The sequence below is a fragment of the Acidihalobacter sp. genome (assembly GCF_037381185.1).
Taxonomy (GTDB): domain Bacteria; phylum Pseudomonadota; class Gammaproteobacteria; order DSM-5130; family Acidihalobacteraceae; genus Acidihalobacter_A.
In genome coordinates, this window is the sequence record NZ_JARRQY010000026.1 from 12,160 (window position 1) to 24,725 (window position 12,566).

General features: G+C 63.2%; 10 protein-coding genes and 2 riboswitches. Of the genes, 6 read left to right on the forward strand and 4 right to left on the reverse strand.

The window, feature by feature from the left end; all coding sequences use genetic code 11:
• Positions 1-31: 31 nt before the first annotated feature.
• Entirely contained in the window at positions 32-787 is a 756-nt protein-coding gene (locus P8014_RS10180; protein WP_337817212.1) for an alpha/beta fold hydrolase, read from the forward strand.
• 222 nt (positions 788-1,009) lie between these two features.
• On the opposite strand, the gene P8014_RS10185 is transcribed toward P8014_RS10180, so the two are convergent.
• The 3 genes from P8014_RS10185 to P8014_RS10195 all read right to left on the reverse strand — a co-directional run bounded on the left by P8014_RS10185 (position 1,010) and on the right by P8014_RS10195 (position 5,391).
• Positions 1,010-2,311 (reverse strand): hypothetical protein, encoded by a 1,302-nt coding sequence (locus P8014_RS10185; RefSeq protein WP_337817213.1) that lies wholly within the window; start codon positions 2,309-2,311, stop codon positions 1,010-1,012.
• Between the two features lie 462 nt (positions 2,312-2,773).
• Positions 2,774-3,466: a cytochrome b/b6 domain-containing protein gene (locus P8014_RS10190; protein ID WP_337817214.1), complete on the reverse strand. Its 693-nt coding sequence runs from the start codon at positions 3,464-3,466 to the stop codon at positions 2,774-2,776.
• A gap of 74 nt (positions 3,467-3,540) precedes the next feature.
• Positions 3,541-5,391, reverse strand: a complete 1,851-nt coding sequence (locus P8014_RS10195) for a sigma-54-dependent Fis family transcriptional regulator (protein ID WP_337817215.1) — start codon at positions 5,389-5,391, stop codon at positions 3,541-3,543.
• 247 nt (positions 5,392-5,638) lie between these two features.
• Between P8014_RS10195 and adh the strand changes: the two genes are divergently transcribed.
• From adh to P8014_RS10220, 5 genes are all read left to right on the forward strand, one after another.
• Positions 5,639-7,165 (forward strand): aldehyde dehydrogenase, encoded by a 1,527-nt coding sequence (gene adh / locus P8014_RS10200; RefSeq protein ID WP_337817216.1) that lies wholly within the window; start codon positions 5,639-5,641, stop codon positions 7,163-7,165.
• A gap of 79 nt (positions 7,166-7,244) precedes the next feature.
• Positions 7,245-8,273: an alcohol dehydrogenase AdhP gene (adhP, locus tag P8014_RS10205; protein ID WP_337817217.1), complete on the forward strand. Its 1,029-nt coding sequence runs from the start codon at positions 7,245-7,247 to the stop codon at positions 8,271-8,273.
• A 62-nt stretch (positions 8,274-8,335) separates the two neighbouring features.
• Positions 8,336-8,722 carry a DUF779 domain-containing protein gene (locus P8014_RS10210; RefSeq protein WP_337817218.1) on the forward strand — a complete coding sequence of 129 codons (387 nt, stop codon included), beginning with the start codon at positions 8,336-8,338 and terminating at the stop codon, positions 8,720-8,722.
• Positions 8,723-8,773: 51 nt separating this feature from the next.
• Entirely contained in the window at positions 8,774-10,090 is a 1,317-nt protein-coding gene (locus P8014_RS10215; protein ID WP_337817219.1) for a Glu/Leu/Phe/Val dehydrogenase, read from the forward strand.
• Positions 10,091-10,199: 109 nt separating this feature from the next.
• Positions 10,200-11,474, forward strand: coding sequence for a S41 family peptidase (locus P8014_RS10220; RefSeq protein ID WP_337817220.1), 1,275 nt, complete (start codon positions 10,200-10,202; stop codon positions 11,472-11,474).
• 4 nt (positions 11,475-11,478) lie between these two features.
• On the opposite strand, the gene P8014_RS10225 is transcribed toward P8014_RS10220, so the two are convergent.
• Positions 11,479-11,940: a copper chaperone PCu(A)C gene (locus P8014_RS10225; protein WP_337817221.1), complete on the reverse strand. Its 462-nt coding sequence runs from the start codon at positions 11,938-11,940 to the stop codon at positions 11,479-11,481.
• Positions 11,941-12,235: 295 nt separating this feature from the next.
• A riboswitch (glycine riboswitch) is annotated at positions 12,236-12,326 on the forward strand.
• 20 nt (positions 12,327-12,346) lie between these two features.
• A riboswitch (glycine riboswitch) is annotated at positions 12,347-12,489 on the forward strand.
• Positions 12,490-12,566: the final 77 nt, after the last annotated feature.

The following is a 12,566-nucleotide window of genomic DNA, read 5'->3' on the forward strand; positions in this document are numbered from 1 at the left end:
ATAAAATGAATAGCCACATTGAGGTTTGCCAGTGCCATATGCGAGCAACCAAGGTCTACATATTCATTATGAGGTAGAGGGCGAAGGCCCACCGCTTGTCCTTCAACATGGAAGCGCCTCAAGTATCGAGGCGTGGTATCAAAACGGATGCGTTGATTTTCTCAAGGATCGCTACCAGCTCGTCCTGATTGATGCCCGTGGACACGGTTCCAGCGATAAACCGCACGACGCGGCTTCGTATGCGTTGCCATTGCGCGTGAGCGATGTTGCCGCGGTGTTGGACGATCTTAGTATTCAGAGCGCGCATTACTGGGGCTATTCGATGGGTGGCTGGATCGGGTTCGGAATGGCAAAACACGCAGCCAATCGTGTGCAATCGCTTATCCTCGGCGGCGCCCATCCGTATGCCGAAAGCGCGGAAGTTTTTCATGATGTTGACGGCACAGACCCGGACGCTTTCATTGCGGCTATGGAAGGATATGTGGGCGTCCGCGTCACGCCGGAGATCAGAGACTGGATACTCGGTAATGATCTTCAGGCCCTTGCGGCTGCCATGCACGATCGAGACTCACTTGAAGAGATCGTTCCAGGCATGATGATGCCGTGTTTCCTGTACGCGGGAGCAGGCGATCCGCGGTGCCCCAAAGTTGAAGCGTGTGTCGCGGACATGCCGAATGCGGTATTCACCTCCATCCCTGGTCTTAATCATGCGCAAGCCTACATGCGCTCTGACCTTGTCCTACCTGATGTCGTAGATTATTTGCGGGCAGTGGGTGAAACCAAATAGGAGGCTGCGTCCTGTGCGCATGAACAAGACTGACCAGAACGTTTCCGTGATCACATCAGCGATACAAGCGACTGCTTTGCGCTGTGCATCCGCCGTTGCTGTGCTCTAAACGTCAGACCGTTCAGGGCCGCATGCAGCCGGTGCCACTTCATCATCGATGAATAGATATGCCAGGGCTTTTAGTCACGTTATGATGGGAACGCAGGCCAAGCCATCCGACCGCTACGGCATCCGAAATGTGCTAATCGCTGGATCAGGCGGCCCGAATTCAAACACCAGCCAATCATCGTCCTGGCCTGGCCCCAAGTGCTCGATTCTAACCTTCCTGAAGAGTTGGCCCGAGGCGAGGCACGAACGGAGCAGATCAGATCTATCCTCGGTCCATCCATGAACATCAGCGAATCGCTCATAGGTCATAGCGCCAGCCAGCAATTCAAGCACGGCGCGCGCTGATACTTTGATCCGATCCCCGCGCTGTTCATATCCCCCTTCCATACTGGCACTCCATTCCGAATCTAAGTTCCGTCGCAGAGCGTTGTTGGGCATCATCAGCGGCTCGGGTAACTTCATGACGGCATCGTCCAGAACACGTCTCACTGCGGCGACAACACCTGCGTTCATGTGTGCCGGCCGACGGCCCGGCGGTGCAGCAACCAACTCGCAACTCATATAACGGTGACTACGTCGACCAAAAGCTGACACGCTCTCCTCGACGACGGTCACTAGCAAGACGAGATCTATCGTCTGACTTCCTCGAAGGAAGTGCTCGGCAACTTGTTGAGCATTGAATCCCTCTAATGAGGAGGGGTGACTCAGTAACGCGCAATCACCATCGCAGACTACAAGCATGCGGATAGCGCCTTCAGGGGCACCTCGCAGCTGCCGGGTCTTGTCGTTAAGCCGATTGAACAAGGCATTGTTCTTTAGACTCAAAACGTTGTCGTACGATCGACATGAACCGCCCGAATACTGACTCGGCCCTTTGTATTCGACAACAAATCTAGCGCCAACTTCATCCACTTCTAGCTTGTGTGGGTCCGTTGGTTCTGCGGCTACTCGACGCGCGAATGGTTTGATATGCCGCTTAACAAGCCGCTCGAACTCTGGGCCAGTCGGTATCTGGAGCTGCACCTTTCCCGCACCACTGGCGCCCGCTTCTCTGTGTGAGACGGAGATATGAAATCCGCCTCCCTGCATACCTGCCTTGCGAGCCTGCTCATGCACTGCATCGGATAGCTGTTCAAATGGGTTGGCTTTGTGCAGTGTGGCATCCGAAAGGGTCGTGATGTCTGCAACCACGGGAACAACCCTTTCTTCGTCTGTAACTGAGAACCATACATCTGGTTTTCCATTTGGAAGTGGATGCTCGTGCTCGACCGGCAGGACTGATCCTAGTGCATAGAGCCAGACCAACTCCCACATTTGTGGCAGCCGATTGGTATAAGAGGCATTTAACCTACGCAGCAGTTCCGTAAACGGCTTTTCTGGCATCCATGGCGCAATCTCGTCCAACATCTGCTGCATTGCGCGTCGGCTGAATACAAACATAGACATCCCAGAGCGCGTGCTATTGACGTATATCAAGGTTCACCTGGTCACTGCCCGATGGAAAAGGGCCGGTTAACCTCCTCTCTCCCAGACCGAACCCAAGGGTTGATGTGAGTCTCAGGCGGGATCTGACCACAAGCGGTCTTCTTGGTCGCCAAATTGAATTGGCTGCCATCCCTTCATAAACCGATAAAGACTCAACTCGCCAAATGTTCACGCATTGAATAGCCACCAGTTTACTAGACACTTTTCAGTAGTTGCTGACTGCTTTGCTATATACATCGGCCATCGACGCCAAGTAACGCGACCGGCAGCTCGGGGTCGACTCCCGCCTGACGGCCACTCCTGATGAAGATCCGCTTTTACTGAACGGTCTACAGCTAGGGTCTCTGCAAAATCCCGTGCTGGGGAAAGTGAAAACACTATCTCGAAGGGTTCCTACAGCCGCAGAACGACCCAGAGCAAGCCCACAACGCATAGGAAAAGAATGACCGCCCGCAGGTTGCCGACAAAGGGGCGCTCGGCTCCTGCCAGCATGGCTGGAATGCGTTTGCGGCCGGTGAGCATGGGGGTGACCAGGTCGTCTTCGCCGACGAACAGGTGCAGGAAGACCGCGCCGATGTGTAGAACCACCAGCGCCAGTAGCAGGTTGAAGCTGATGTGGTGCACCGCGGTGAGGAAACCGACCCAATCGCTGCTGACGAGATGCGCCAGCGGACCCTCGGTGAGGATGTCGTCGCTGGAGAACAGCCCGGTTCCCGCTTGCAGGGCGATCAGCAACAGCATCAGAACCACGCTCCAGCCGCCCAGGGGGTTGTGGCCGATGATCACCGGATGCTCTTCGTGCAACAGGCCGCGCGCGTAGGTGGTCACCGCACGCGGGCCGCGCAGGAAGTTGGCGAAACGGGCGGTCGGGCTGCCTGCGAATCCCCACAGCAGGCGCCAGATGACCAGGGCGAGAATGGCGTAACCGCCCCATTGGTGCAGCCACATCCATGAGACGTCGCCGTTGGCGGTGAGCCACTGCGCGCCGATCAGCGCTACCAGCAGCCAGTGGAACAGGCGGCTGGGCAGGTCCCAGACGCGTACGCTGCGGGTGTCTTGGGCGGCGTTGGCGGGGTTTTCGGACATGGTTAGGGTTCTGCAGGGTGGGCTTGCTCCGCAGTGTAAATCAGGGCGTGATCTTTGGCCTCTTTAACGGCCTGTCAGTGTCCCAGGCGCTTGAGCTGACGATAAAGTGTGCTGCGGTGTATTCCCAACTGCCGCGCCGCGGCGCTGACGCAGCCGTCCGAGGCCTGCAGCGCGCGTTCGATCGCTTCGCGTCCGAGCGTGCGCAGGTCACAGTCGGCAGTCTGCATTTCCAGCGCGCCGCCCGAGGCGGTGGCCTGCAACTCGGCTGGCAACTGTTCGGATTCTATGGTCTGGCCCGGGGGAGTGAGTGCGAGCAGCGTGCGCAGCGTACTGACGAGCTGGCGCAGATTGCCGGGCCAGGCGTAGGCGCACAGCCGTTGCAGTGTCGCCGGGGCGAGCCGGCGGCGGCCGGTGTCGAAATGCGCGAATAGCTCCCGTATCAGCCGTTCGCGATCCATGCGCTCGCGTAACGCCGGCAGTTGCACCTTGAAGTCCTGGATACGGTAGTAGAGGTCTGCGCGAAAGCGTTCTGCCGCGACCAACTGCTGCAGGTCGCGGTTGGTCGCGCAGACCAGATCGAAATCCACCGCGACGGGAGCGCCGCAACCCAGCGGCGAGACGCTGCGTTCCTGCAGCACGCGCAGCAGCCGCGCCTGCAGGGCCAGCGGCATGTCGCCGATTTCGTCCAGGAACAGCACGCCGCCGTCGGCCTCGCGGATTCGGCCGGGCATGCCTTTGCGGCGCGCGCCGGTGAATGCTCCGTCTTCGTAGCCGAACAGCTCGGATTCGATCAGGGTTTCGGGCATGGCCGCGCAGTTGATTGCCACGAACGGTCCGTCGCATCGTCGGCTGCGCGCATGCAGGCGGCGGGCGAAGACTTCCTTGCCCACGCCGGTCTCGCCGCTGATCAGCACCGAAATGCCGGCGTCGAGCACGGCTGCGGCCTGCGCCAGCTGTTCATCCGTGCCCGGGTCGGCGACGAATTCCTCTCCAGGGGCCGGTCTTTCCCGTTGCACGCGTCGGCGCCGTGGTGGCGCGTCTGCGCGTGCAGACGCATGGACCAGGCTTCCGTCCAGCGTATGGAACAGACTCTGCGCGATTTTGCCGGTCGGTTCCAGCCAGCGCTCCGGAGGCGAGTCGAGGAGTTCGCGCCAATTGGCCTGCAGCAGTTGCAGGGCCGCGCGGTTGGCTCCGACGATGTTGCCGTCGCGCAGTACCAGCACCGCTTCGCGGTGCGTGCCGAGCAACTCCGGGCGCCGATGGAAACGCAGCAGGCAGCAGTCGTCCGGAGCGTCGCAGGCCAGGCGGTGTTCGACGATCTGGATGGCCATGCGCACCATGCCCAGCGCGTGCAGGTTGCTCAGCCGCGAGTCGCCGGAGACGTCCATGACGCCGCAGGGTTCGCCGCGGGTGGTCAGTATGGGGGCGGCGTGGCAGCTGAGGATGCCGTTGCATTCGAGGTAGTGCTCGCGCCCGAGCACTTCGACGGCGCGGCGTTCGATCAGGGCGGTGCCGATGGCGTTGGTGCCGCGGTGCGCTTCGGACCACATCGCGCCGGGCTGGAGGGCCACGCGGGCCGCCTTGTGCACGAAATCGGTGTTGCCCACGGCGTCGAGGATGAGTCCGTCGGTGTCCGCCAGCAGCACCATGCTCTGGCTGTCGTACACCAGTTCGGCAAGCGCATCGAGTTCCGGGCCGGCGGCACGGCGAAGCTGCCCCTGGGCTTCCCGGCGTATTTCCAGTTCCGGGCGCTCGGCGACCTCGATCGGTGGCTGCGCGCCGGCATCCAGCCGCTCGACGCAACGCAGCCAGGAACGGGCGATGACGTCGGCCACTTGGCCGCTGGGATCGTCTCCCAGTTCGAGCAGCTGTCGGCGGGCGGTCTCGATATCAGCCAGTCTGCCGGTTGTTTGGTCTGTGCGCATGTCTACTCCTGTCGCGACGTGCGACGTGGGCTGTCGCAAAACGCGACAGATGCATCACATTCTCATCGGCACAAGCGTAGTCGAGTCTGTTGCAAACGACCAGCCGGATACTCCGGGAGGCCTTGTCGTGGCGCCGAATGTCGCGGCCCGGGCGGTTTTGTCTGCGCCGCTGGCATGGAATCTGCCCTTATCGTCGGACAGCCTTTCGAGCTGTGCCGCATAACGACACAACGGAGGAGTTCCGACCATGTCTACCCAAGCGATCGATACCCAGGCACATGGCGCCGCGCTGCCGTTCAAGGCCCGCTACGGCAATTACATCAACGGAAAGTGGACCGCGCCGGAAGGTGGCGAGTATTTCGAGAACATCACACCGGTTACGGGGCGCGTGCTGTGCGAAGTGCCGCGCTCCAAGGCCGACGACGTGGAGCGCGCACTGGATGCCGCCCATGCGGCGAAAGACGCCTGGGGCCGCACCTCGCCGGCCGAGCGCGCGGTGATTCTCAACCGCATCGCCGACCGCATGGAGCAGAACCTGGAGCTGCTCGCCACCGCCGAGACCTGGGACAACGGCAAGCCGATCCGCGAGACCACGGCTGCGGACATTCCGCTGGCCATCGACCACTTCCGCTACTTCGCCGGCTGCGTGCGTAGCGAGGAGGGTGGAATCAGCGAGATCGATCACGACACCTACGCGTACCACTTCAAGGAGCCGCTGGGCGTGGTCGGGCAGATCATCCCCTGGAATTTCCCGATCCTGATGGCGGTGTGGAAGCTCGCGCCGGCGCTGGCCGCGGGTAATTGTGTGGTGCTCAAGCCGGCCGAGCAGACGCCGGCCTCGATCCTGGTGATGATGGAGCTGATCGAGGATCTGCTGCCTCCCGGCGTGATCAACATCGTCAACGGCTTCGGTCTGGAGGCGGGCAAGCCGCTGGCTTCGAGCAACCGGATCGCCAAGGTCGCGTTCACCGGCGAGACCACCACGGGGCGGCTGATCATGCAGTACGCCGCGCAGAACATCATTCCGGTGACCCTGGAGCTGGGCGGCAAGTCGCCGAACGTTTTCTTCCCTGACGTGATGGACAGGGACGACGGCTTCCTGGACAAGGCGCTGGAGGGCTTCACGATGTTCGCCCTCAATCAGGGCGAGGTGTGCACCTGCCCTTCGCGCGCGCTGATCCACGAATCCATCTACGACGCGTTCATGGAACGCGCGCTCGAACGGGTGGCTGCGGTCAAGCAGGGCGACCCGCTCGATCCGACCACCATGATCGGCGCCCAGGCTTCGCAGGAGCAGATGGAGAAGATCCTCTCCTATCTCGACCTTGGCAAGCAGGAGGGCGCCGACTGCCTGATCGGCGGCGAGCGCAACGAACTCGGCGGCGACTTCAAGGACGGCTTTTACATCAAGCCGACGGTGTTCAAGGGCCACAACAAGATGCGCATCTTCCAGGAGGAGATCTTCGGGCCGGTGGTGTCCGTGACTACCTTCAAGGATATGGATGAGGCGCTGGAAATCGCCAACGACACGCTGTACGGCCTCGGTGCCGGCGTGTGGACGCGCGACGCTAACACCGCCTTCCGCGCCGGACGCGCGATCAAGGCTGGACGCGTGTGGACCAACTGCTACCACGCCTACCCCGCGCATGCGGCCTTCGGCGGTTACAAGCAGTCCGGCATTGGCCGCGAGAACCACAAGATGATGCTCGACCATTATCAGCAGACCAAAAACCTGTTGGTGAGCTATAGCGAGTCTCCGCTGGGCTTTTTCTGAGCAGGCATGGCCGGAGCGGGCCGGGGTGCCTGCTCCGGTGCTGGGGGGATCGAAGGGGACCAATGCAAGGAGGATGTTGATGTCCAAGATGATGAAGGCGGCTACCGTCCGCGAATTCGGTAAACCCCTGACCATCGACGAGGTGCCGGTGCCGGAGCCCGGCGACGGCGAGATTCAGGTCAAGATCGAGGCTTGCGGCGTGTGCCATACCGATTTGCACGCGGCCGAAGGCGACTGGCCGGTCAAGCCCAATCCACCGTTCATTCCCGGTCATGAGGGCGTCGGTTTCGTTTCCGGCGTGGGCAAGGGCGTGACGCACGTCAAGGAAGGCGATCGGGTCGGCGTTCCGTGGCTGTATTCGGCCTGCGGCCATTGCGAGCACTGCATGGGAGGCTGGGAGACGCTGTGCGAGTCGCAGCAGAACGCCGGTTATTCGGTCAACGGAGGCTTCGCGGAATACGCTATCGCCGACCCCGACTACGTGGGGCGCCTGCCCGACAACGTCGGTTTCGTCGACATCGCGCCGGTGTTGTGTGCGGGAGTGACCGTCTACAAGGGTCTCAAGATGACCGAAGCCAAACCCGGCAATTGGGTGGCGATCTCCGGCATCGGCGGGCTGGGCCACATGGCGGTGCAGTATGCCCAGGCCATGGGTTTCAACGTGGCGGCGGTCGATATCGACGACGCCAAGCTGGAGTTCGCCCGGCGTCTCGGGGCGGCGGTCACCGTCAATGCCAGGAACACCGATCCGGCCGCATTCCTGAAGAAGGAACTCGGTGGCGTGCACGGGGTGCTGGTCACCGCGGTATCGCCCAAGGCCTTCGAACAGGCGCTCGGCATGGTTCGGCGCGGCGGCACGGTTTCGCTCAACGGCCTGCCTCCGGGCAGTTTCCCGCTGCCGATATTCGATATGGTGCTAAACGGAATCACCGTTCGCGGATCCATCGTGGGCACGCGGCTGGACCTGCAGGAGTCGCTCGATTTCGCCGGTGCCGGCAAGGTGGCGGCCACGGTCGAACCGCAGAGCCTGAGCAATATCAATGATATCTTCCGGCGTATGCATGATGGTCAGATCGAGGGCCGGGTGGTGCTCGACATGAATGCCTGATGCCAATGGGCGTCGCGGTGATCATGCCGCGGCGCCCCCCATGCATCGGCAGGAGGAGTTTCATGGACGAGGAGGAGAAGAGCGCTGCCATGCCGCGGGTGACGGCGACGCAGGAGACGCTGGATCTGATCGAAACGCTGCGCGCCAAGCACGGAGCGCTGATGTTCCACCAGTCCGGCGGATGTTGCGACGGCAGTGCGCCGATGTGCTATCCGCAGGGCGAGCTGATGGTGGGCGAGCAGGACCGCCTGCTCGGGCGTATCGGCGGCATGCCGTTCTATATCAGCGCCTCGCAGTTCGAGTACTGGAAGCATACGCAGCTCATCATCGACGTGGTGCCGGGGCGCGGCGGCATGTTTTCCCTGGAAGGCCCGGAAGGCAAGCGCTTCCTGACCCGCTCGCGTCTGTTCAGCGACGCCGAATACGAGGCCCTGGAACCCGTCGAGTAGTTTCGCGACGGTAGTACACTAGTGCCCCGGGCAACGGAACGAGGGCACTGCATGAGCGAATCCGGCGGCGTTTCCGAAACGGTCGAGGCCGAAGATCTCGATCCGCTGCACATCCTGCGTGCGCAGGTCGACCGGGCGGTCTCCACCCTCGATTATCTGCAGCGCGGCCTGATCGACCATCTGCGCCTGCCGCGGCGCACCGTCACCGTGACCTTCCCGGTGGAGATGGAGGACGGTTCGGTGCGCAGCTTTCGCGGCTATCGCGTGCTGCACAGCCGCACCCAGGGGCCCGGCAAGGGCGGCATACGCTTTCATCCGGAGGTGACGCTGGAGGAAGTGAGTGCGCTGGCCGCGCTCATGACCTGGAAGTGCACCCTGGTGCGGGTGCCCTTCGGCGGCGCCAAGGGCGGAGTGGTCTGCGACGCGAAGACGCTGGGCGAGGCCGAACTGCGCCACATCACGCGGCGCTACATCACCGAACTGGGCGAGAACATCGGCCCGCACACCGACATCCCGGCCCCCGACATGTATACCGACGAGCGGACCATGGCCTGGGTCTACGATACCTACGACGTGCTGCATCCCGGGCGCAACAACCGGCCGGTGGTGACCGGAAAGCCGCTCGACCTGGGCGGTTCGCTGGGACGCCGCGAGGCGACCAGCCGCGGCTGTCTGTTCGCCGTGGAGCGTTTCCTCGAACTCGAGCCCCTGCCGGGATTGACCTCGGTGCAGGGCGCGACCGTCGCCGTACAGGGCTTCGGCCAGGTGGGCGGCGGTGTGGCGGCGTTGTTTCATCAGGCGGGCGCGCGCATCGTCGCCGTCAGCGATTCGCAGGGCGCGATCCTGCGCGAGGACGGCCTCGATCCCGACGTGGTCGCGGCCTATAAGGCCGAGCACGGCACCGTGGTCGGATTGCCGGACACGCGCAGTCTGACCAACGCCGATCTGCTGGCGCTGGAATGCGACATCCTGGTTCCCGCCGCAGGCGGACAGCAGATCCGCCGTGACAACGCCGACAGCGTGCGTGCGCGTCTCATAGCCGAAGCGGCCAACGGGCCGCTGACGCCGGCGGCGGACGAGTTGCTGAGAACGCGTGGCGTGATAGTGTTGCCGGATATTCTGGTCAACGCCGGCGGCGTGACGGTGAGTTACTTCGAGTGGGTTCAGAATACGCAGAACGAACAGTGGGACCTGGAAACCGTCAACGCCAAGCTGCGCCGCAAGATGAACCAGGCGGTGGACGTCGTGGTCGAACGCTGGCGGCGGCTGCAGGGCGGGATGCCGGAGGCCGATCTGCGCGTGGCTGCGCTGGCGGTGGCGATAGAGCGCCTGGCGCGGGTCACCCTCGAGCGCGGTATTTGGCCGTGAGAGCGGCTTGATCCGATGGGGGCGGCGCATGCGCCGCAACACGCGTGCTTTTGATAAGCTCTTAACGCGGCCTTCACGGGACAGGCCGCGTTTGGGACGATAGCGATAGATGACTAAGAAGACTGTTTTGGGGCGACCTTCGCCGCGACCGGTGCGAGCGTTGATCATTCTGCTGTTCGGTATGGCTCTGGGCATCGTTGCCGACCGTACCTACCTCGCCGGAATCATCCCCGGGGCGATGGTGCCGACTGCGGCGATCGGCGATTTCAAACTCATGGCGCAGGCCTGGAACCTGATCGACGCGCACTACGTCGACCGGCCGGCGATCAAGCCTCAGCGCATGACCTACGCGGCTATCAGCGGCATGGTCGATTCGCTGGGGGATACCGGCCACAGCACTTTTCTGACGCCGCGCGAGGTGCGCATGGCCAATGCCGCCATTTCCGGGCATTTCGCCGGCATCGGCGCGGAAGTGCGGCTCAAGGGCGCACATGTGATCATTGTCACGCCTATCGACGGCACGCCCGCGCAGCGTGCGCACCTCAAGCCCGGGGATCTCATTCTCAAGGTCGACGGCAAGTCGGTGGTGGGCGAGTCGCTGAGCGCGGTGGTCGAACGCATCCGCGGGCCGGCAGGCAGCAAGGTCACCCTGCTGTTGCAGGCGCCTACTTCCAGCGACAAGCGTAGTGTGACCCTGGTGCGGGCGGACATCCCGGTGCACAGCGTCAGCTGGCACATGCTGCCGGGCACACGGGTTGCGGATATCCGCATCGCCAGTTTCAGCGACGGCACTGCCGCGGGCCTGGACAAGGCGCTGGGCGAGGCGCGCCGCGCCGGGGCGAAGGGCGTGGTGCTCGACCTGCGCAACGATCCCGGCGGTCTGCTCGATCAGGCGATCGACGTGACCAGTCTGTTAGTGCGCAAGGGCAACGTACTGCTGGAGAAGAACGTCGCCGGGCAGATCAAGCCGATTCCGGTGCGCACCGACGTGCCGAAGTTCGACCTGCCGCTGGCGGTGTTGATCAACGGCGGGACTGCCAGTGCGGCCGAGATCGTCGCCGGTGCGCTCAAGGACAATGTCGGCGCGCCGCTGATCGGCGAGCGCAGCTTCGGCACCGGGACCGTTTTGCGCCAGTTCACGCTCTCGAACGGTTCGGCGCTGCTGATCGCGGTGCGTGAATGGCTTACCCCGGACGGTCATACCATCTGGCACAAGGGTATCGCACCGACGCAGAAGGTCGCGCTGAGCGAGAAGGCGATCATGCTGCGGCCCGATGCGATGCATGGCCTCAGCGCCAGCAAGCTGCGCCACAGCGACGATGCGCAGTTGCTGGCGGCCCTCAAGGCAGTCGAGGCGCGCATCGCCAAACACAAAGGGTCCTGACGGATCAGGGCGCCGGCGCTCGCGGCATGGGCTCCCGGCCCGGCGCCGGGCGTACCCGGAAGGTCGTGCGCAGTGTTCGGCCGCCGTAGAAGCGCAGCGTGACCGCGACGTCGTCCCCGGCGTGCAGCGCGTGTCCGGGCTGTTGCAGTATGAGGTGGTAGCCGCCGGGGGCGAAGTCCAGCCGGCCGTGTGCCGGGACCACCACGCGTGCCTGCGGGATGACCCGCCCGGCGCCGTTCGAGAACACGCTCTTGCGCAACTCGACCAGCCCGAAAGCGGGGCTGGAAGCGCCGATCAGGGCAAGCGGCCGGTCGGAAGGATTGTGCAGGCGCATATAGCCGGCGGTGGTGTCGGCGCCTGCCGGTACGGCGCGTATCCAGGCTCCGCTGACGCTCGGTCCGGAGGCCAGCGCTGGCGCTGTCGCGGCTGCCAGCAGCAGCGCCGGCAGGATCATTCTTGCGTTCATCGTCTCCCCCTTTTCGTGTCGTGATCGCCCGTCTTTTGCGCTGAGTCTAGTGCCCTGTCCGGCAAATGGCTTAGGGACACGCGGATTAGATGGCTAGGCGGGCGATCTGCTACGTTGCTCGCTGTTCGCTCCTTCGCCTATCCACTTGATATGTCTCACTCGCTGCGCTGCGGGCGCCTTGCAACGCATCACGCTCGCTCATTTAATCAGCGCATCCTTGGGTTTCCGTGCTCCCGGGCGGGGGCGAATATCGTTCACATCGTGGCCGGACCCCGCTATAGTTGCAGCACGATTGAATGGCCGCCCTGGAGAGAACCCGCCTGTTGCGGGTCGCCGAAGGCGCAAACCGTCCGGAAACGCTCAGGCAAAAGGACATGGCGGCCTACGATCACGGGTGACCGTGATCGCTATCGGCTCTGGAGAGCGGCCGCCGCATTGGACGAGCGGCCCACCGAAGGGGATGGCGCGGGCCTGGGCATCGATGGGGGGAGCCCATTTTCGATGGCTGCGTGCGCCTAATCTCTCAGGTTCGAGGACAGAGGGGCGGCTGGCAGTATCGCCGGGCTCATTCCGCGGGAACGGGTCGGGCGGCGCTGAAGCCGTAGCCTCGAAGCCACCGTCTCGAC

Excerpts from the sequence above, each read along its gene's own strand:
- P8014_RS10185 (WP_337817213.1), bottom strand. The coding sequence starts at position 2,311 with ATGCAGCAGATGTTGGACGAGATTGCGCCATGGATGCCAGAAAAGCCG.
- P8014_RS10190 (WP_337817214.1), bottom strand. The coding sequence starts at position 3,466 with ATGTCCGAAAACCCCGCCAACGCCGCCCAAGACACCCGCAGCGTACGC.
- P8014_RS10195 (WP_337817215.1), bottom strand. The coding sequence starts at position 5,391 with ATGCGCACAGACCAAACAACCGGCAGACTGGCTGATATCGAGACCGCC.
- adh (WP_337817216.1), top strand. The coding sequence starts at position 5,639 with ATGTCTACCCAAGCGATCGATACCCAGGCACATGGCGCCGCGCTGCCG.
- adhP (WP_337817217.1), top strand. The coding sequence starts at position 7,245 with ATGTCCAAGATGATGAAGGCGGCTACCGTCCGCGAATTCGGTAAACCC.
- P8014_RS10210 (WP_337817218.1), top strand. The coding sequence starts at position 8,336 with ATGGACGAGGAGGAGAAGAGCGCTGCCATGCCGCGGGTGACGGCGACG.
- P8014_RS10215 (WP_337817219.1), top strand. The coding sequence starts at position 8,774 with ATGAGCGAATCCGGCGGCGTTTCCGAAACGGTCGAGGCCGAAGATCTC.
- P8014_RS10220 (WP_337817220.1), top strand. The coding sequence starts at position 10,200 with ATGACTAAGAAGACTGTTTTGGGGCGACCTTCGCCGCGACCGGTGCGA.
- P8014_RS10225 (WP_337817221.1), bottom strand. The coding sequence starts at position 11,940 with ATGAACGCAAGAATGATCCTGCCGGCGCTGCTGCTGGCAGCCGCGACA.